The sequence below is a fragment of the Asanoa ferruginea genome (genome assembly GCF_003387075.1).
GTDB lineage: Bacteria > Actinomycetota > Actinomycetes > Mycobacteriales > Micromonosporaceae > Asanoa > Asanoa ferruginea.
Genome location: NZ_QUMQ01000001.1, coordinates 4,281,462 through 4,300,218, shown reverse-complemented (window position 1 = coordinate 4,300,218; position 18,757 = coordinate 4,281,462). Strand labels below are relative to the sequence as shown.

At 72.4% G+C, this 18,757-nt stretch carries 20 protein-coding genes; 7 read left to right on the top strand and 13 right to left on the bottom strand.

Translation table 11 applies throughout. The annotated features are described in order from the left end of the window. Nucleotides 1-33: 33 nt before the first annotated feature. Entirely contained in the window at nt 34-318 is a 285-nt protein-coding gene (locus DFJ67_RS20190) for an isoamylase early set domain-containing protein (RefSeq protein WP_116069418.1), read from the bottom strand. Nucleotides 319-483: 165 nt separating this feature from the next. On the opposite strand from DFJ67_RS20190, the gene DFJ67_RS20185 reads away from it, so the two are divergent. The 3 genes from DFJ67_RS20185 to DFJ67_RS20175 are packed head-to-tail and all read left to right on the top strand — an operon-like array spanning nt 484 to nt 1,683. Then, on the top strand, nt 484-744 hold the full coding sequence (locus DFJ67_RS20185) for a metallothionein (protein ID WP_116069417.1): 261 nt from the start codon (nt 484-486) through the stop codon (nt 742-744). A gap of 20 nt (nt 745-764) precedes the next feature. After that, the gene (locus tag DFJ67_RS20180) at nt 765-1,211 is read left to right on the top strand and encodes a GNAT family N-acetyltransferase (protein WP_116069416.1); all 447 of its coding nucleotides are present in this window, start codon (nt 765-767) and stop codon (nt 1,209-1,211) included. A 10-nt stretch (nt 1,212-1,221) separates the two neighbouring features. Then, nucleotides 1,222-1,683 carry a group II truncated hemoglobin gene (locus DFJ67_RS20175; protein WP_116069415.1) on the top strand — a complete coding sequence of 154 codons (462 nt, stop codon included), beginning with the start codon at nt 1,222-1,224 and terminating at the stop codon, nt 1,681-1,683. Here the strand turns inward: DFJ67_RS20175 and DFJ67_RS20170 are convergent. Beyond that, nucleotides 1,680-2,579 (bottom strand): helix-turn-helix transcriptional regulator, encoded by a 900-nt coding sequence (locus tag DFJ67_RS20170; protein WP_116076446.1) that lies wholly within the window; start codon nt 2,577-2,579, stop codon nt 1,680-1,682. The two genes, DFJ67_RS20175 and DFJ67_RS20170, sit on opposite strands and share 4 nt — an antisense overlap. A gap of 42 nt (nt 2,580-2,621) precedes the next feature. Here DFJ67_RS20170 and DFJ67_RS20165 point away from each other — a divergent pair, with 42 nt between their 5' ends. Further along, on the top strand, nt 2,622-2,963 hold the full coding sequence (locus tag DFJ67_RS20165; protein ID WP_239097292.1) for a VOC family protein: 342 nt from the start codon (nt 2,622-2,624) through the stop codon (nt 2,961-2,963). Nucleotides 2,964-2,966: 3 nt separating this feature from the next. Here the strand turns inward: DFJ67_RS20165 and hemQ are convergent, their stop codons facing one another. The 5 genes from hemQ to DFJ67_RS43845 form a co-directional block, all read right to left on the bottom strand. Beyond that, nucleotides 2,967-3,668, bottom strand: coding sequence for a hydrogen peroxide-dependent heme synthase (gene hemQ / locus DFJ67_RS20160; protein ID WP_116069413.1), 702 nt, complete (start codon nt 3,666-3,668; stop codon nt 2,967-2,969). Between the two features lie 14 nt (nt 3,669-3,682). Continuing rightward, entirely contained in the window at nt 3,683-5,101 is a 1,419-nt protein-coding gene (gene hemG, locus DFJ67_RS20155; RefSeq protein WP_116069412.1) for a protoporphyrinogen oxidase, read from the bottom strand. Nucleotides 5,102-5,127: 26 nt separating this feature from the next. Further along, entirely contained in the window at nt 5,128-5,691 is a 564-nt protein-coding gene (locus DFJ67_RS20150) for a DUF3000 domain-containing protein (protein WP_116069411.1), read from the bottom strand. An 84-nt stretch (nt 5,692-5,775) separates the two neighbouring features. After that, a complete protein-coding gene (gene hemE / locus DFJ67_RS20145) occupies nt 5,776-6,825 on the bottom strand; it encodes a uroporphyrinogen decarboxylase (protein WP_308442543.1) in 1,050 nt (349 codons plus the stop codon). Nucleotides 6,826-6,875: 50 nt separating this feature from the next. Next, the gene (locus DFJ67_RS43845) at nt 6,876-8,054 is read right to left on the bottom strand and encodes a S1C family serine protease (RefSeq protein WP_239097293.1); all 1,179 of its coding nucleotides are present in this window, start codon (nt 8,052-8,054) and stop codon (nt 6,876-6,878) included. Nucleotides 8,055-8,165: 111 nt separating this feature from the next. Between DFJ67_RS43845 and DFJ67_RS20135 the strand changes: the two genes are divergently transcribed. After that, complete coding sequence (locus DFJ67_RS20135) at nt 8,166-9,527, top strand: ribonuclease D (RefSeq protein ID WP_116069408.1); 1,362 nt, start codon at nt 8,166-8,168, stop codon at nt 9,525-9,527. 2 nt (nt 9,528-9,529) lie between these two features. Here the strand turns inward: DFJ67_RS20135 and galE are convergent, their stop codons facing one another. After that, nucleotides 9,530-10,534, bottom strand: a complete 1,005-nt coding sequence (galE, locus tag DFJ67_RS20130) for a UDP-glucose 4-epimerase GalE (RefSeq protein ID WP_116069407.1) — start codon at nt 10,532-10,534, stop codon at nt 9,530-9,532. Nucleotides 10,535-10,640: 106 nt separating this feature from the next. Between galE and DFJ67_RS20125 the strand changes: the two genes are divergently transcribed. Then, entirely contained in the window at nt 10,641-11,834 is a 1,194-nt protein-coding gene (locus DFJ67_RS20125) for a thiolase family protein (protein ID WP_116069406.1), read from the top strand. Next, nucleotides 11,831-13,840, top strand: a complete 2,010-nt coding sequence (locus DFJ67_RS20120) for a 3-hydroxyacyl-CoA dehydrogenase NAD-binding domain-containing protein (protein WP_116069405.1) — start codon at nt 11,831-11,833, stop codon at nt 13,838-13,840. The genes DFJ67_RS20125 and DFJ67_RS20120 overlap by 4 nt, the downstream gene beginning before the upstream one ends. 50 nt (nt 13,841-13,890) lie before the next feature. Here DFJ67_RS20120 and DFJ67_RS43265 read toward each other — a convergent pair whose 3' ends face one another. The 5 genes from DFJ67_RS43265 to DFJ67_RS20095 all read right to left on the bottom strand — a co-directional run bounded on the left by DFJ67_RS43265 (nt 13,891) and on the right by DFJ67_RS20095 (nt 18,746). Next, nucleotides 13,891-14,907 carry a hypothetical protein gene (locus tag DFJ67_RS43265; protein WP_116069404.1) on the bottom strand — a complete coding sequence of 339 codons (1,017 nt, stop codon included), beginning with the start codon at nt 14,905-14,907 and terminating at the stop codon, nt 13,891-13,893. Between the two features lie 111 nt (nt 14,908-15,018). Further along, nucleotides 15,019-15,405, bottom strand: a complete 387-nt coding sequence (locus tag DFJ67_RS42790) for a VOC family protein (RefSeq protein ID WP_170215915.1) — start codon at nt 15,403-15,405, stop codon at nt 15,019-15,021. Nucleotides 15,406-15,437: 32 nt separating this feature from the next. Continuing rightward, nucleotides 15,438-16,649 carry a HAMP domain-containing sensor histidine kinase gene (locus DFJ67_RS20105; protein ID WP_116069402.1) on the bottom strand — a complete coding sequence of 404 codons (1,212 nt, stop codon included), beginning with the start codon at nt 16,647-16,649 and terminating at the stop codon, nt 15,438-15,440. Further along, nucleotides 16,646-17,317, bottom strand: coding sequence for a response regulator transcription factor (locus DFJ67_RS20100; protein WP_116069401.1), 672 nt, complete (start codon nt 17,315-17,317; stop codon nt 16,646-16,648). The genes DFJ67_RS20105 and DFJ67_RS20100 overlap by 4 nt, the downstream gene beginning before the upstream one ends. Before the next feature lie 46 nt (nt 17,318-17,363). After that, nucleotides 17,364-18,746: an outer membrane protein assembly factor BamB family protein gene (locus tag DFJ67_RS20095; RefSeq protein WP_116069400.1), complete on the bottom strand. Its 1,383-nt coding sequence runs from the start codon at nt 18,744-18,746 to the stop codon at nt 17,364-17,366. Nucleotides 18,747-18,757 lie beyond the last annotated feature (11 nt).

Below are 18,757 nucleotides of genomic sequence, written 5' to 3'. Positions count from 1 at the left end.
CCCGGCCAGGCTAGTGGCGGGATGCCCGGTTTCTCAGGCCCGGCCGAGCACGATCCGCCCGCCACGCCCGTCGAAGCCGTCGGCCTGCTCGTCGTCGAGCCAGACGCCGCCGGTGGCGAGGTAGCGGAAGGTGTATTCGCCCGGAGCCAGGGTGAGGGTGACCGTGCGGGTGCCGTCGCGGCGCGGCTGGAGCTCGTGCCGGCCAGGCTCCCAGTCGTTGAAGCAACCCACGACGCTGACCTGCCCGACCGGGCTGTCCTTGGGCAGGCAGAACGTCACGCGGGTCTTGTTGCCGAAGAGCTTGCTTCTCTTGATCATGTCGGCTCCTCCCGGTAAGGACACAACCTCATGGAGCTTCCCTTCCGGACCCATGACACGGGCGGACCGACACACCGCGCGTTACAGGCTGTTCATCGTTCGCGAAAATGCCTCAAATACCGCATTCCGGTTGCCGGGTCTTTCTCGTTGCGCGAGGCTGCGGTCATGGCGGAGTGCGAAACCTGCGGCAACGACTACTGGCTGTCGTTCGAGGTCAAGACGATCAGCGGCGACCGGCACGTGTTCGACTCGTTCGAATGCGCGATCCAGCGGCTCGCGCCGATCTGCGAGCACTGCGGCGTGAAGATCGTCGGGCACGGCGTCGAGGTGGCCGGCCGCTTCTTCTGCTGCGCCCACTGCGCGCGGGCGACCGCCGGCGCGGAGGCCGCGGCGATCACCGACACCGTCGGAGCCCACCCCGGCTGAGCCGCCTATGCTCGGTGGCCATGCGGCCGCACACCGACGAGATCCGGGTGGCGTCCTTCGCCGACCTCGACACCAGCACGCTCTACGCGATCCTGCGGTTGCGCAGCGAGGTGTTCGTCGTCGAGCAGGAGGCGGCCTATCTCGACATCGACGGCCGCGACACCGAGCCGGCGACCCGGCACATCTGGGTCGCTCAGGCCGGCAACCCGGTCGCCTACCTGCGGGTGCTCGCCGAGCCCGACGGCGGCATGCGGATCGGCCGGGTCGTGGTCGCCAAGGTGGCCCGCGGCGCGGGCGTGGCCGGCCGGCTGATGGACGCCGCGCTGGCCGTCGTCGGCGCCCGCCCGTCGGTGCTCGACGCCCAGGCGCACCTGGCCGACTTCTACGCCCGCTACGGCTACAAGATCAGCGGCGACGGCTACGTCGAAGACGGCATCCCGCACGTGCCGATGGCCCGCCCGGCCTAACCTAAAGATCATGACCACCCCGACGCTGTACGAGTGGGCCGGCGGTCGACCCGCGATCGCCCGGATGATCAACGCGTTCTACGACCGGGTCGAGCGCGACGACCTGCTCAGCCCGTTCTTCCCCGGTGGGGTCACCGCGGCGCACCGCGACCACGTGACGACCTGGTGGTCGGAGGTGTTCGGCGGCCCGGCCGACTACACCGGCGAGCTCGGCGGCTACGAGAGCATGCTGGCCCACCATCGCAACCTGGGCATCGAGCCCGAGCACCGGTTCCGGTTCGCGTCGCTGATGAGCCTGGCCGCCGACGACGCCGAGCTGCCCGCCGACCCGGAGTTCCGGGCGGCGCTGGTCGGCTATCTCGAGTGGGGCACCCGCATCGCGATGGCCAACTCCCAGCCGGGCGCGACCCCGGTCGAACACGCCCCGGTGCCGCACTGGGGCTGGGGCGTCGCACCGCCGTATCAGCCCTAGATCTGCCGGCGGGCGGATGCCGCGAGGCGGTCGGCGAGCGCGATGACCAGGTCGCGCAACTCACCGGGGCGCTCGACGACAAACGGCCGGTCGAGCGCGGCGAGCACAGGCGGCAACCAGTCGAGCCGCTGCGCCCGCAGTTCGACGCGCCACCAACCGCCGGGCTGGCCAGGCTCTTGGAGGGTCGCGATCCGCAGGACCACCTCGTGCTCGTAATCGGCCGTGGCGAACCCCGACAACACCCGCTGTGCCGGGTCAAGGCCCGCGGGCGTCTCGAAGGAGCCGGGCAAGGTCCGCGCGTCCGCGATGCGATCGAATCGGAAGGCGCGGTCCTCGCCGAGGCGCACATCCTGGCCCGTGACATACCACCGGCCAGAGTGGGCCACGATCCCGTACGCGTGCAGTGTGCGTTCGCTGCTCTGCCCGTCGCGGTCGGTGTAGCGGATCGAGAGCGGCCGACGGTGGCGGACCGCATCCGCGATCGCGAGCAGGACCCCGGCGTCCGGGCTGTCGAACTCGCCCGGCTGATCCGTGAAGGCGAGCGCCTCCAGAAGGGTGTCCAGCCGCTCCGCCAGGTGCTTCGGCAGCACCCGCCGGATCTTCGCCGCTGCCGTCTCGTTCGCCGTGCGCTCCGCCGTCATCAACCCCACACGCCGGCCTGCGACCAGGCCGAGCAGCACGGCCAGCGCTTCGTCGTCACTGAGCATGAGCGGAGGCAGCCGGTAGCCGGGGCCGAGCCGGTACCCGCCGTAGCGGCCGCGCACCGACTCCACGGGCACGTCCAGATCGACGAGCTGGTCCACATACCGCCGCACAGTGCGCCCCTCGACGCCGAGCCGATCCGCGAGTTCCGCCACGGTCCGGGTGCCGCCTGACTGCAGCAACTCCAGAAGCATCAGCACCCGGCTTGTGGGTCGATCCGCATCATCACCAGCGACGTGGCGCGCCTCGTCGAGTTCTACGAGCGCGCCCTGGAGACGCCAGCGACCTGGGCCACCGACGATTTCGCCGAGCTCAAAACGGCGGGCGCGACCCTCGCGATTGCCAGCACCCGCACCGTCCCGCTGTTCGCTCCGGGCGCCGCCCGACCGGCCGACAACCACAGCGTGATCACCGAGTTTCGCGTCGACGACGTGGACCGCGTTCACCAGAAGCTGACCGGGTTCGTCACGGACTTCGTCAACGAGCCCACGACGATGCCCTGGGGCAACCGGTCGCTGCTCTTCCGCGACCCCGACGGCAACCTCGTCAACTTCTTCACACCGCCGGCGACCAGCTAGTTCCTACGGCAACGCGTCGACGAGCTCCGCGACGCTGCGGCGGCGGCCGGTGTAGAACGGCACCTCTTCGCGGACGTGCCGGCGGGCCCGCGACGCGCGCAGTTCGCGCATCAGGTCGACGATCCGGTGCAGTTCGTCGGCCTCGAAGGCGAGCATCCACTCGTAGTCGCCGAGCGCGAACGACGCGACCGTGTTGGCCCGCACGTCGGGGAATCCGCGCGCCTGCCGCCCGTGTTCGGCGAGCATGTCGCGGCGCTCCTCGTCGGGGAGCAGATACCACTCGTAGGAGCGCACGAACGGATAGACGCAGACGTACGCGCGCGCTTCCTCGCCGGACAGGAACGCCGGCAGGTGGCTCTTGTTGAACTCGGCCGGCCGGTGCAGGGCCATCTGCGACCAGACCGGGGCGAGGTGCCGGCCCAGGGCGGTCCGCCGGAAGGCGCCGTAGGCCTCCTGGAGCGCGTCGCTGGACTCGGCGTGCCACCAGATCATCAGGTCGGCGTCGGCGCGCAGGCCGGACACGTCGTAGCTGCCGCGGACCGTGACGTCTTTGCCCGCCAGGTCGTCGAACAGGGTGCTGACCTCGGCGGCCAGCCCGGCACGGGACGGCGGCAACGGCTCGGCGGCCCGGAACACCGACCACATCGTGTAGCGGATGGCGTCGTTCAGCTCCCGGATCCGGGCGGCGTTGGTCTGCTCCGTCATGCGCCCATCCTCTCTCAGCGTGCTTCCGGCAGCGCCCGCAGGGCGGCGAGCACGGCGTCGGCGGCGGCCTCGCCGGAGCGTACGCAGATCGGGATGCCGACCCCGTCGTAACCGGCGCCGGCCAGCGCCAGCGTCGGCGCGCTCCGCCGCAGCGCCGCGCGGGCCGAGGCGACCCGGTCGAGATGGCCGGGCGCGTATTGCGGCAGCGCCCCGCCCCAGCGCTGGACCTGGGTCTCCAGCGGCTTCGGCAGGCTGTGGTCGACCAGGGTGGACAGCTCCCGGTGCACGATCCCGGCCAGGTCGGCGTCGTCGCGCTGGAGCACGTGCTCGTCGCCGTAGCGGCCGACCGAGGCGCGCAGCAGAGCCATCCCGTCCGGCCGGCGCAGGTGGGCCCACTTGGTGCTGAAGAACGTGGCCGCCTTGACGGCGGTGCCGTTCTCGGCTGGCACCAGGAAGCCCGACAGCTCCGGCAACTCGGCCTGCGGCAGGGCCATCGTGACCAACGCCACGCTGGCGTAGTCAAGCGCCCCGACGGTGTCGGCCGCGCCGGTGTCGATGTCGGCGAGCAGCCGGGCCGCGGGCCGCGCCGGGACGGCGAGCACCACGGCGTCGACGGTGACGTATTCCGGGTCGCGGGTCGGGCCGACGGTCAGCCGCCAGCCGTCGGGGGTTCGGGTGAGCTCCCGGACCGTCGCGCCGAGCCGGATCTGCGCGCCGCTGGCCTCGGCTGAGGCCGCGACGAGCCGACTGACCCCGCCGCGCACGGTGGCGAAGACGGCGCCGCCCTTGACCCGGGGGAAGGCCGCCTGGGCCGCCTTGACGGCGCCGGTCAGCGAGCCCTCGACGCGGGCCTGGCGGGCCAGTGCCGGCATCGTGGCGGCGAGCGACAGGCGGTCGGCGCGGCCGGCGTAGACACCGCCGAGCATCGGGTCGACCAGCCGCTCGACGACCTGGTCGCCGAGCCGCCGGCGGACCAGCGCACCCACGGCCACGTCTTCGTCCGGACCGAGCAGCGGTTCCCCGTTGTCGAGGTCACGACCGGCGTCGACGCGGGCGAACCCGGCCAGCGCACCGACGTCGCCCGGCACGCCGGTCAGCGTGCCGCGCGGCACCGGCACCAGCTTGCGTTCGACCGCGATCGCGGCGGCCCCGACAGCGGGATTCACCAGGTCGTCGCCGAGCCCGACCCGGCGGGCCAGGGTGACGGCCGGCGAGTCCTGCCCGGTGGACGCGTCGCGCACGAGGAACGCCTCGGCGCCCAGCTCGACCGGCGACCCGGCCAGCTCGCCGGTGCGCAGCTTGCCGCCAAGCACCGGGCCCTGCTCGAAGACCGTGACCCGCGTACCCGATGGACCGGAGTCCTTGATCCGCACCGCGGCGGCCAGTCCCGCGATCCCACCGCCGATCACCGCGACGCGCCACCCGTGTTGCATGCACCCACCCTATGGCGGGACGGGGATCAGGCGGTGCGGCGGCCCGGCAGCGCGGTGACCCCCGGTGGCGGCAGGCCCGCGGTCGAGGCCAGCAGGGTTGACCAGGCCAGCAGGTGGGCGCCGAGGTCTTCGTCGGTCGGGGTCCAGCTCGCCCGGATCTCGATGTCGGCCGCCGTCGGCGGACCGGCGAGCTCGCCGAACCGGGTCGACATGGTCTGGGTGACCGTGCCGCCGATCGCCCGGTAGTGCGCGTCTTGCGCGTCGAGCGCGTCGGTCAGCCAGGTCCAGCCGACCGTGGGCAGCAGCGGGTCGGCGGCCATGTCGACGTCGACCTCGGCGGTCACGTAGGTGACCAGCCGCATCGTGCCTTCCCAGGCCTCGTGCCCGGCGGGGTCGTAGAGCAGGATCAGCCGGCCCGTCGCCATCTCGTCGTCGTCGGGCTTGGTGACCGAGGCGCTCAGCGCGAACGTGAAGGGCGCGAGGCGCTGCGGCGCACCGACCTCTTCGAGAACGATCTCGGACCGCGGCGTGGCGGCGCGCAGGCTGGCGACGGCGTTCGCGAAGACGTCGGGAATCGCTGTCGGAGCCATGAGCGCAGCCTATGCATGTATCGCGGCGCCATGGGGGAAGGGCGCGCCGGGGCGCCCTAGCATGATCGGCGAGCTATAGCGACATTACCCCCGAAACCCGACACTGTGCTCGTGGACCAGCTCGGTGACCCTGGTCAAAACCGCAGGATCGATCTCCGGGAGTACGCCGTGCCCGAGGTTGAAGATGTGCCCCGGCGCGGCCCGGCCCTGGTCGAGCACCCGGCGCACCTCGACCTCGATGACCTCCCAGGGCGCCAGCAGCACGCACGGGTCGAGGTTGCCCTGCACCGCCTTGTCGGGCCCGATCCGGCCGGTGGCGACGTCGAGCGGGGTGCGCCAGTCGACACCGACCACGTCGGCGCCGGCCTCGCCCATCGCGCCGAGCAACTCGCCGCTGTGCACCCCGAAATGGATCCGCGGCACGCCCGCGTCGGCCAGGGCGGAGAGCACGGCCGTCGAGTGCGGCAGCACGAACCGGCGGTAGTCGGCCTCGGACAGCGCGCCGACCCACGAGTCGAAGAGCTGGACGGCCGAGACGCCGGCGTCGATCTGCACCCGCAGGAAGGTCAGCGCGTTCTCGGCCAGCCGGGCGCAGAGGGCGTGCCAGGTTTCCGGGTCGCCGTACATCAGTGCCTTGGTCTTGGCATGGTTGCGCGACGGCCCGCCCTCGACCAGGTAGCTGGCCAGCGTGAACGGGGCGCCGGCGAAGCCGATCAACGGGGTGTCGCCGAGCTCAGCGACGGTCAGCCGGACCGCTTCGTCGACATAGGACACGTCGACCGGTTCGAGCCGGCGCAGCCGGGCCACGTCCTGCGCGGCCCGGATCGGCTCGGCGACCACGGGCCCGGTGCCGGCGACGATGTCGACGTCGACGCCCGCCGCGGCGAGCGGCACGACGATGTCGCTGAACAGGATCCCGGCATCGACCCCGTGCCGGCGGACCGGCTGGAGGGTGATCTCGGCGACCAGGTCGGGCCGGCGGATCGTGTCGAGCATGCCGATCCCGGCCCGCAACTCGCGGTATTCCGGGAGCGAGCGCCCGGCCTGGCGCATGAACCAGACCGGCGTGTGCGGAACGTCCTGCCCCCGGGCGGCGCGGACCAGGGCGGAGTCGGTGAGGGTCTTGGTCGTCATCGCACCCATCGTTTCACGGGCCGATCTCCCCCGGCCGCGCCCCTGATCCTTTAGCAGATCTTGAAGGCGTCGCAAGCCACCTTGATCGGCACGGCCAGGCCGATGCCCTCGGCGTTCTGTGCCTTGGCGGTGGCGATGCCGACCACCTGCTTGGCCGAGTTGATCACCGGGCCGCCGGAATTGCCCGGGTTGATCGGTGCGTCGAACTGGATCATCGGGCCGTTGCTGTCCGGAAGCTCGCGGACCGCGCTGACCACGCCGGTGGTCACCGAGTCGCTCAGCCCAAGCGGGGCGCCGACCACGACGATCTGTTGGCCCGACTTGACCGTGCCCTTCGCGGTGACCAGACCAGTGATCTTGGTGCTGCTGCGCAGGTGTGCGACGTCACCGGCCTTGTCGACCTCGATGATCGTGGCCGGGTAGCGCTTGCCGTCGCGCTCCAGGAAGACCTGCCGCCCGCCCCCGTTGTAGACGTCTTCGACCACGTGGAAGTTGGTGATCAGGTTGGTCTTGCCGCCGCCGGCCGGCTTGCCCACCGCGAACGCGGTGCCGGTCACGTCGCCGGCCGCCACCCGGAACACGCTGGGCAGGGCCGCGGTCGAGATCGCCTCGGGGTTGAACGCCGCGCCGAGCTTGTTCTCCAACTCGGTGGTGCGCCCGTCGAGGCCCTCGATCCGCCCGCTGTCCCGCGACTGGGCCTCGGCCAGCACCTTCTGGTTGGCGACCACCTGGTCGTCGAGCCGGTCGATGCGCACGGCCTGATAGCCGACGACGCCGGCGAGCAACACGACCAGACCGACCGTCACCCCGAAACCCCATTGCCGCCGGGGTCGTTTTTCACCGGTCTGGGGGTACGCCTGAGGTGGTCCAGCGGCGACCCCGGGCCCGAAAGGCGAGCCCGGGTCGAAGGCGGGACGGGCCGGGCCGGGCGGCACCGGGCGATAGGGCATCGGCACCGGCGGGCCGTCGATGGGGCCGCGCGGGCCGTCCATCGGACCCCGCGGGCCGGGTGGGGCGAACGCCGCGGGTGGCTCGACGGGAGCCCGCTGTCCGGGCGGTGCGTAGGCCATCTGCGCTGGTGGCGGGCCATAGTCAGGGGGCTGCGGTGCGCGGTCGGCGGGCCGGTAGATCGGCCCCTCCGGCGGCGGCACCCGCTGCTCGGCTCGCGCCGCGTCGGCGTACCCCGGTGAAGTTTCGGGCCAGGTTGTGCGGTCGTTCCCGGCGGACATCTCCGCTCCCTCCCGTCGCACCGGACTGGGCCCCCGCAGGACCGTACCGCACTCCCCGACGCGCCGACCCGGCTGTCCGATGCGTGACGGCGTGCCTACTAGGGTTGGCAGGTGACCGACGAACCACCCCTGCGCCGTCGGGCCGCACGCCGAGCGGGGGACGAGTCGCCCACCTCCCCCGAAGCGGACGGCCCCTCCACCGGCTCCCCCGACGGCCCGGCGGCTCCCGAGCCCCGCACGGCCGGCCCCGCCCCGACGCTGCTCACGGCGCCGCGAGACGGCACGCCCCAGCCCGTGGAATCGCCCGACGACCTCGCAGACGTGGTCGCCCGCTTCGCCGGTGGCACCGGCCCGGTAGCCATCGACGCCGAGCGCGCGTCCGGCTACCGCTACAGCCAACGCGCCTACCTGGTCCAACTACGCCGCGGCGGCTCCGGCACCGTGTTGATCGACCCGCTCCCGCTGGGCGACCTGCGCACCCTCGACGCGGCGATCGCCGACGCCGAGTGGGTGCTGCACGCCGCGAGCCAAGACCTGCCGTGCCTGTCCGACCTGGGCCTGCGCCCGCGCCGGCTGTTCGACACCGAGCTGGCCGGCCGGCTCGCCGGCTTCGAGCGCGTGGGTCTCGCGGCCTTGACCGAGCAACTTCTCGGCTTCGCCCTGGAGAAGCACCACTCGGCCGCCGACTGGTCGAGTCGCCCGCTGCCCGAGTCGTGGTTGACCTATGCGGCGCTCGACGTCGAGCTGCTGGTCGACCTCCGCGACGCGTTGGCGGCCGAGCTGATCACCCAGGGCAAGCAGGACTGGGCGGCGGAGGAGTTCGCCGCGCTGGTCGCCTGGGGCGCGCAGCCGGCCCGCAGCCGCCCCGACCCGTGGCGCCGCACGTCCGGCATCCACCGCATCCGGGGTGCAAGGGCACAGGCGAGGGTCCGGGCCCTCTGGTACGCCCGCGACGACATCGCCGCCCGCCGCGACTCGGCACCGGGCCGGGTCCTCCCCGACTCGGCGATCGTCGCCGCGGCCGAGATCGACCCGAAAGACGAGCGCACGCTGCTGTCGCTGCCCGGCTTCGGCGGCCGCTCGGTCCGCCGGCTGGCCCGCAACTGGCTCGACGCCCTCGACACGGCCCGCGGCCTGCCCGACGACGCCCTGCCCACCAACCCACCGATCGACGGCCCACCCCCGCCACACCGCTGGGCCGAACGCGACCCGGTGGCGGCCGGCCGACTGTCCCGCTCCCGCGAGGTGGTCACCACGACGGCGGCCGCACACAAACTGCCGCCGGAAAACCTCATCGCGCCAGACTCGATCCGCCGCCTGGCCTGGACCCCACCGGAAGACGTCACCCCGGAAACGGTCTCGTCAACATTGCGTGGCTACGGCGCCCGGGCCTGGCAGGTCGGCCTGATCGCCACCGACCTGGCCACCGCATTGGCCGACCCGGACCCGAAACCCGGCCCGGAGCCGGGCTAGCGCTATTCGCCGAGGAGTTGGCGGCGGTGGGTGGAGGACCACTCCAGGCTGTGGCGGATGCCGTCTTCGACTGTGTAGTCGCAGGACCAGTCGAGGGCGGCGGCGGCCTTGTCGGTGCGGGTGTAGCTGCCGACCACGTCGCCCGGGCGGGACGGGGCGTCTGACACCCGCAGCGGGCGGTCGACCACGCGCTGGAAGGCGGCCACGAACTCGCGGACCGTCGTACCCGTGCCGGATCCCAGGTTGAGCACGTCGTAGCTCGACGCACCACCGGCCGGCAGCACCTCGTCGAACCGGCGGAGGGCCTCGACGTGGGCGCGGGCCAGGTCCCAGACGTGGATGAAGTCGCGGATGCCGCTGCCGTCGCGGGTCGGCCAGTCGGTGCCGGTGATGTGGAACTCCTCGCCCGCGTCGAGGGCGCTGATCAGCCGGCCCAGCAGGTGGCTCGGCTGCGGGTGTTGCGGGCCCGTGCGCATCTTCGGGTCGGCGCCGATCGGGTTGAAATAACGCAGGGAAATCACCCGCAGGTCGTACGCGTTGGTGCAGTCTTCCAGCACCCACTCCATCACGGCCTTGGTCCGGGCGTAGGGCGACTCCGGCCGCAGCGCCGAGGTCTCGTCGACGGTGAAGTCGGCGCCCGGCGCGTAGATCGACGCCGACGACGAGAAGAGGTAGCGCTGGCAGCCGTTGCGGGTCACGTGCGAGATCAGCTCGAGCGACTTCGCCACGTTTTCCCGGTAGTAGCGCAGCGGCTCGGACACCGACTCGGGCACCACGATCAGCGCCGCGGCGTGCACGACCGCCGCGATGTCGGGGTGGTCGGCGAAGATCCGGTCGATCAACGCGCCGTCGGCGATGTCGCCCTCGTAGAAGAGGCGGTCGCGGACGTATTCGGCGCGGCCGGTCACCAGGTTGTCGACGATGACCGGGGTGATCCCGGAGTCGAGGCATGCCGAGGCCACCGTGCTGCCGATGAAACCCGCCCCGCCCGCGATCAAGACCTTCATGGGCAGGACCCTACCAACCGCGTGCTTGTGGCCCACTCCACGCTCCGCGCGAGGTTACTGGCGAGTAGCATACGGCTTAGCTGCCCGTCATCGAGGAGGCCCATCCGTGCCCCGTTCAGTCCGCGACGTCGTGTTCGTCGACGGCGTCCGCACCCCGTTCGGAAAGGCGGGTGGCATGTACGCGCACACCCGCGCCGACGATCTGGTCATCCGCTGCATCCGCGAACTGCTGCGCCGCAACCCGCAGTTGCCGCCGGAGCGGGTGGAGGAGGTCGCCATCGCCGCGACCACCCAGATCGGTGACCAGGGCCTGACCATCGGCCGCACCGCCGCCCTGCTCTCGGGGCTGCCCAAGACCGTGCCGGGCTTCGCGATCGACCGGATGTGCGCGGGCGCGATGACCGCGGTGACCAGCGTCGCCGGCGGGATCGCGATGGGCGCCTACGACATCGCCATCGCCGGCGGCGTCGAGCACATGGGCCGCCACCCGATGGGTGAGGGCGTCGACCCCAACCCGCGAATCCTCGCCGAGAAGCTGGTCGACCCGTCGGCGCTGGTGATGGGCAAGACCGCGGAGAATCTGCACGACATCCTGCCGGCCGTGACCCGCGAGCGCGCCGACGCGTTCGGGCTGGCGAGCCAGGTCAAGACGGCCAAGGCGTACGCCAATGGCAAGCTCCAGGACGACCTCGTGCCGGTGGCGACCCGCGACCCGGAACTGGGCTGGGGCCTGGCGACGGTCGACGAAGCACCGCGGGACACCAGCATGGCCAAGCTCGCCACGCTGAAGACCCCGTTCCGCCCGCACGGCCGGGTCACCGCCGGCAACTCGGCCGGCCTCAACGACGGCGCGACTGCGAGCCTCATCGCCGCCGAAGACACTGCCCGCGAGCTGGGGCTGCCGGTGGCGATGCGGCTGGTCTCCTACGGCTTCGTCGGCGTCGAGCCGGAGGTGATGGGCATCGGCCCGATCCCGGCCACCGAGAAGGCGCTGCGGATCGCCGGTCTGTCCATTGACGACATCGGGCTGTTCGAGCTCAACGAGGCGTTCGCCGTGCAGGTGCTGGCGTTCCTCGACCACTTCGGCATCGCCGACGACGACCCGCGGGTCAACCCGTGGGGCGGTGCGATCGCGGTCGGGCACCCGCTCGCCTCCTCCGGCGTCCGGCTGATGACGCAACTCGCGCGGCACTTCGCGGAGCACCCCGAGGTGCGCTACGGCATCACCGCCATGTGCATCGGCATCGGCATGGGCGGCTCGGTCATCTGGGAGAACCCGGCCTGGGAGGGCGCCAAGTGACGACTCTGACCAACCCGAACGAGGTCGTGACCCGCGCGCTGGTCCGCGCCGTCACCGTCAAGGGGCGCAAGGCCGCCCTCATCACGCTCGACAACGGGCTCGACCACACCAAGCCCAACAGCTTCGGGCCGGCCGGGCTGGCCAGCCTCGACGAGGCGATCACCGCGGCCCTGGCGCTGGAGCCGGCGTTCATCGCGATCACCGGCAAGCCGTTCATCTTCTCGGTCGGCGCCGACATCACCGGAATGCCGATGATCTCGTCGCGCGAGCAGGCGGTCGAGCTGGGCCGACTCGGACACCGGGTGTTCAACCGGCTGCGCGCTTCCAGCGTTCCGACGTTCGCGTTCGTCAACGGCGTCGCGATGGGTGGCGGGCTGGAGGTGGCGCTGCACTGTCACTACCGGACGCTCTCGTCGGGTGCCGGCGCCCTGGCGCTGCCCGAGGTCTCCCTCGGCCTGGTGCCGGCGTGGGGTGGCACCCAGTTGCTGCCCAACCTGATCGGCATCGCGCCGGCCGCCCAGGTGATCATCCAGAACCCGCTGACGCAGAAGACGCTGCGCCCGCCGCAGGCCCGCGAGTTGGGCATCGCCGACGTGCTGCTGGAGCCGGCCGACTTCCTGGAGCGCTCGCTGGAGTGGGCCGCCGGCGTGGTGGCCGGCGAGATCACGGTCGAGCGCCCCGAGATCGACCGCGACATGTGGGACGGCGTTCTCTACTTCGCGAAGATGCAACTCGACGAGCGGCTGCACGGCGCGGTGGCGTCCGCCGAGAAGGCGCTCGAGTTGCTGGCGCTGGCCAAGGACGCCGACTTCGCCGCCGGCACCGCCGCGGAAGACGAGGCGCTCGGCGACCTGGTCACCGGCCCGCAACTGCGCAACAGCCTCTACGCGTTCGACCTCGTGCAGCGTCGGGCGAAGCGGCCGGCCGGCGCACCGGCGGCCGCGCTGGCCCGCGACATCACCAAGGTCGGCGTCGTCGGCGCCGGGCTGATGGCCGGCCAGATGGCGCTGCTGTTCGCCCGCCGGCTCGAGGTCCCGGTCGTGCTCACCGACCTCGACCAGGCCCGCGTCGACAAGGGCGTCGCCTACGTGCACGGCGAGATCGACAAGCTTCGCGGGAAAGGCCGGATCGACGAGGGTACGGCGGCCAAGCTGCGCGGGCTGGTCAGCGGCTCGGTCGACAAGGCGGCGTTCGCCGACGCGGACTTCGTCATCGAGGCGGTCTTCGAGAACCTCGACGTGAAGAAGCAGGTGTTCGCCGAGATCGAGAAGGTCGTCTCGCCGGAGGCGGTGCTGGCGACCAACACCTCCTCGCTGTCGATCACCGAGATGGCCGCCGAACTCGACCACCCGGAGCGGGTCGTCGGGTTCCACTTCTTCAACCCGGTGTCGGTGATGCCGCTGGTCGAGATCGTCCGGGCCGGCAAGACCGACGACCCGACGCTGGCCACCGCGTTCGCGATCGGCAAGCAGCTCAAGAAGTCGTGCGTGCTGGTCAAGGACGCACCGTCGTTCGTGGTCAACCGGCTGCTCACCCGCTTCCTCGGCGAGATCTACGCGGCCATCGACGCCGGCACCCCGGTCGAGGTGGCCAACAGCGCGCTCGACCCGCTGGGCCTGCCGATGCGGCCGCTCGCCCTGCTCACGATGGTCGGGCCGGCGGTCGCGCTGCACGTGTCGGAGACGATGCACACGGCGTTCCCGGACCGGTTCGGGGTCAGCGCCAACCTGGCCCGGATCGTCGAGAGCGGCCGGTCACTCACCGACCGGGAAGGCGCGATCGACCCGGAGACCGTCGCGCTGCTCCAGGTCGGCGACGCACCGCTGACCGCCGAGCAGGTCCGCGACAACGCGCTCGACGCCGTTGCCGACGAGGTCAAGCTGATGCTGGCCGACGGCGTCGTCGCCGACGCGAAAGACATCGACCTGTGCCTGATCCTCGGCGCCGGCTGGCCGTTCCACCTGGGCGGCATCACGCCCTATCTGGCCGCGACCGGCCGCATCTAACGAGGAAGGCCCCCGGGGAAGATCCCCGGGGGCCTTTTCGCGCTCGCTGCTTACTGCTTCTCGACCTCGGCACGCATGGCCAGGAAGTTCTTGTAGGCCTCGGCGCCCTTGACGTTGTAGACGCCGATCATGCCCACGCTGCCCTTGTCGGACCAGGCGCAGATGCCCAGCGGCAGGGCCGCACCGGCGTCGGCGATCTCGCCGTCACCGCACTTGGCCTGGCCGCCCAGCGGGCCGGCCTCCACGTCCTTGATGTTCTTCACCGTGGTGCCGTTGGCGTTCATGCTGGTGAAGGTGTCGTTGAGCTCCTTCACCGGGTCTTCGATCACGCCGGAGACGGCCACCAGCATGACCAGGTCCTGCTTCGCGATGTCGCCGTAGAACGCGGCGGCCGTGCTGGTCGCGTTGGGCACGTCGGCGTTGAGCGACTTGTCCATGTCGTTGACCGCGCTCTGCAGCTCGGGGTCGGTGATCTTCTTCTTGCCGCCCAGGGTGTCGGGCGCGACGACGCGGGTGTTGGCCGCCGCCACGACCTCCTTCACCGGGTCTTTGACGATCTGCCAGATGGCGACGCCACCACCGACGCAGAGCACCAGCACGACGGCGAGCACGATCAGCACGATCCGGCCGGCGCGGCTCTTCTTCTTCGGCGGCGCGGTCGGCGGCATCGGCGGCCCACCGAACGGCTGCTCACCGTAGGTCGGCTGCTGCGGCGGCTGACCGTAGGCGGGCTGGCCATAGGCCGGGGGCTGCTGGCCGTAGGGCGCCGGCGACGAGGGCTGCTGCCCATAGGGCGCGCCCGAGGCGGGCTGCTGCCCGTAGTCGCCGTAACCCGGCTGCTGCGGCGGCTGCTGCTGGCCGTAGTCACCGTAGCCAGGCTGCTGCGGCGGCTGGCCGTAGGTGCCCGGCTGCGGCGACCCGTAGGTCTGCCCGTAGCCCGGCTGCTGCGGGGGCTGCTCACCGTAGGGCTGCCCGTATTGCGGCTGCTGCGGCGGCTGCGGTGGGGGCTGCTGGCCGTAAGGAGGCTCGGAGCCGTAAGACGGTGGCTGGGCGTAGGGGTCGGACATCACGGCTCCCAGGAAATACTCAGTGGACTGCCGGATCGTAGCGACCCGATGCACGTCAGGTGTGCCCTGCGTCGTCCACGGGACACTCGCGTGGCCTTATCGTGACGCGATTCATCCGCCCACGCGCTCGGCGGCGCTGCGCTCGACGCAGAACTCGTTGCCCTCCGGATCGGCCAGCACGACCCAGCCCTTGCCGTCGGGCCGGCGCTGGTCGCTGACCAGGGCGGCGCCGATCGCGAGCAGGCGCTCGACCTCTTCGTCGCGGGTGTGGTCGGCCGGCTGGACGTCGAAGTGGAGCCGGCTTCGGGTGGCCCGGTCGTCGACCCTGCAGAACAGCACGCCCGGCCCGGCGCCGTCGGGTGCGATCAGCAAAGCTTCCGGATCGCCCGGAAAGTCTTCTTCGGAGCGCTGGTAGCCGAGCAGCACCTGCGACCACCAGCCCGCGAGCTCGTAGGGGTCGGCGCAGGCGATGTTGAGGTGATGGATGCGGTTGGTCATGGCGGCCACCGTGCCAGCCGGCGCCGCCGCGATCAACGTGGTTTCGGGTCGCCCACCGCGGCCGTGCCGGCCGCCACCGGCGTGATGCTCGCCGCCGGCAGCGTCACCCGCACCTCGAGGCCGCCGTCTTCCTGCGGTGTCGCGGTCACGCTGCCGCCGTGTGCGTCGCAGACCGCGCGCACGATCGACAGGCCGAGGCCCGAGCCGCGGGCACCGGTGCGCTCCCGGCCGCCGCGCCGGAACGGCTCGAACAGGCCCGGCACGTCGATCGCCTCGACCTCGAAGCCGGTGTTGCCGACCACCAGGAACACCTGGTCGCCCTCGGTGCCGGTGCGCGCCCACAGCCGGCCGTGCAGGTGGTTGTAGCGGACCGCGTTTTCCACGAGGTTGCCGGCCAGCCGCTCGAGCAGGCCCGGGTCGCCCACCACCGGCGCCGGCGCCAGGTCGGTGGTCACCTGCAAGCCGAGCCGGTCGACCTCGACGCGGATCGCCGACATCGCCGCGCGCAGCCCGTCGGCCAGGTCGGTTGGCACCTTGCGGCCCAGCCGGCGGCCGCGCTGCGCCTCGCTGCGTGCCAGCACCAGCAGGGCGTCGACCAGCCCGTTGGCCCGCTCGGACGCGTCGCGCACGACCGTGGCCATCCGGCGGAACTCCTCGTCGTCGGCCTCGTCGTCGGCGAGCGTCACGTCGATCTCGGTGCGCATCACCGCCAATGGGGTGCGCAACTCGTGGGACGCGTTGGCCACGAACCGTTTCTGCGCCTCGAACGCCGAGCCGAGCCGGTCGAGCATCGCGTCGAAGGTGCGGGCCAGCTCGGCGATCTCGTCGTCGGCGCCGGTGTAGCGGATCCGCTGGTCGAGCGTCTGCTCGCTGAGCCGGCGCGCGGTCGCGGTGACCTGGGCCAGCGGCCGCAGCGCCCGCCCGGCCACCACGTAGGCCGCGGCGATCCCGACCAGGCCGGTCACCAGCAGCGCCAGCAGGCCTTTTACCAGCAGCTCGCGCGACGCGGCGTCGACCACCTGGGCCTGCCAGGCGGCGGCGTCGATCCGGCGCCCGTCGGCGAGGTCGACGAACGCGCCGGGCTGGAGCTGGTCGGCCGGATGGATCGCGTCGCCGACCAGCACCCAGGCGAGCAGGATCAGCACCAGGCCGGTCGCGACCACCACGACGCCGTTGAGCAGCGTGAGCCGCAACCGCAGCGTGGGCCGGGGACCACGCTCCCGCACCGCCGCATAAACCGTCATGTGACCAGCTCCCCCGGCATCCGGTAGCCGGCGCCGACCACCGTCTCGATCAAGGGCGGGTCGCCCAGTTTCTTGCGCAGGGTCATCACGGTGACCCGGACCGTCGTGGTGAACGGGTCGGTGTTGGCGTCCCACACCCGCTCCAGCAGCTCTTCGCTGGACACCACCGCGCCGCGCGCCTTGAGCAGCTCTTCGAGCACGCCGAACTCCTTGCGGGTCAGGTCGACCGGCGCGCCGGCCCGGGTGGCCACCCGGCGGGCCGGGTCGAGCACCAGGTCGGCGACCGCGAGCACCGGCGGCGCGGGCGGCGTGGCCCGCCGGCCGAGGGCCCGCACCCGGGCCACCAGCTCGTCGAAGGCGAACGGCTTGGGCAGGTAGTCGTCGGCGCCGAGTTGCAGGCCGTCGACCCGGTCGGCCACCGTGCCGCTCGCGGTCAGCATGAGCACCCGGGTCAGCGCGCCCGAGGAGACCAGGTCGGCGCAGATCTGGTCGCCGTGCACGCCGGGCAGGTCGCGGTCGAGCACGACCACGTCGTAGCGGGTGACGAACGCCATCTCGTGGCCGGACGTGCCGTCATAGGCGACGTCGACGGCCAGACCGTGCCGCCGCAGCCCACGCGCGATCGCGTCGGCGAGATTGCGCTCGTCTTCGACCACTAGCACCCGCACGTTTAGTCACCCTGCCCGACAGTCCGTGAAACCCGTGTGAGCAAAACTAGCGCTCGGGTCGGACAGCCCAGATCCGCAGTGCGCCGGTGGCCGTGCGGCAGACGATGGCGACCGATCCGGACTGGCAGGCGAGCAGCACCTCGGGGGCGGATACGAGCGGGCGCAGCACGCCGGAGGGCGCGTCGAGCAGAGCGATCACGGTGTCCGATTCGCCGGCCGGGATGCGGATCACGACCGGGTCGCCGCGCGCCCCGGTCCGCCAGCCGCGCAGGTCGGCGACCTCGTCCCCGGTGTCCGGATCGACGCTGCGGATCGGGCCGAGGCCACCGGGCACCGGGCCGAGCGCCACCAGCCGGCCGCGCGCCTCGACCAGGTAGGCGGCGTCGCGGGCGCGCCAGCGCAACCGACCGCTGACCGGATCGAGGGCGAGCACGTCGCCGTGGCTGCTCACGCAGACCAGCGTCAGGCACCGGCCGAGACCGCCGCCGTCGATGTCGTAGGGCATCCGCCAGCGCACGTCGAGGGTGGCCGGGTCGAGCCCGACCAGGCCGGTGCCGCCGTGGTCGGCGAACCAGAGGACGAGCCCGCCGCCGGCGCTGAGGCCGGATAGCGGCAGTGCGCCGGCCCCGAGCGGGGTCGCCTGGCGCAGCACCGTTCCGGTGCGGGCGTCGCGCAACTCGACCCGCCCCGACCGGACGAACAGGGCGAGCAGCCCGGTCCCGCCCGCGCCGGAGCCGGCGGCCACCGTCGCACCGCCCTCGCCGCCGCCGACCGCGTTGGCCTCCGACTCGGGGGCGATCCGGGGCGGGATCCGGCCGGCAACCGGCGCGGCGCCACCGACGGCGGCGAAGGTGAACCGGTCCTTGGGCTCGGCCGACCAGAGCTGCCGCCCGGTGGCCAGGTCGAGCGCGCGGAGCCGGGGCGGGTCGGCACTGCTGACGTAGCCGGTGTTGGCGTCGGCGTCGACCACGAGCTCCTCGGGCACCGACCAGAGGCGCCGGCCGGTCGCCGCCTCGTACGCGTCGGTCCGCCTGATCCGCCCGGTGCTCTCGCCACCGGAGACCAGCAGCACCGGGCCGGCGAGGTCGATCCGCACGATCCGCTCGCCGGTCGGCGCGTAGGGCGCGGTCCAGAGCGCCTCCCCCGCCGGCAACCCGATCGCCGCGAGTGCCCAGGCCTCGGTGCCGGCCCGCTGGACGAGGTAGAGCCGATCCTCGACGACGGCATAGGAGGTGCCGGCGCCGACCAGCCGGGTGACGGTCGCGGTCAGCGGCGGGATCGGCCGCAGCGAGCCGCCCAGCACCAGGAACGCGACGGCCAGCACCACGACGCAGGCCCAGAACGGCGGCCGGCGGGGCAGGTCGAGCTCAGCGGTCCGCTCCGGCTGGTCGGCGACCGAGCCGAGGTCGATCGTGCCGCCTGGGACCACGTGACCTCCGG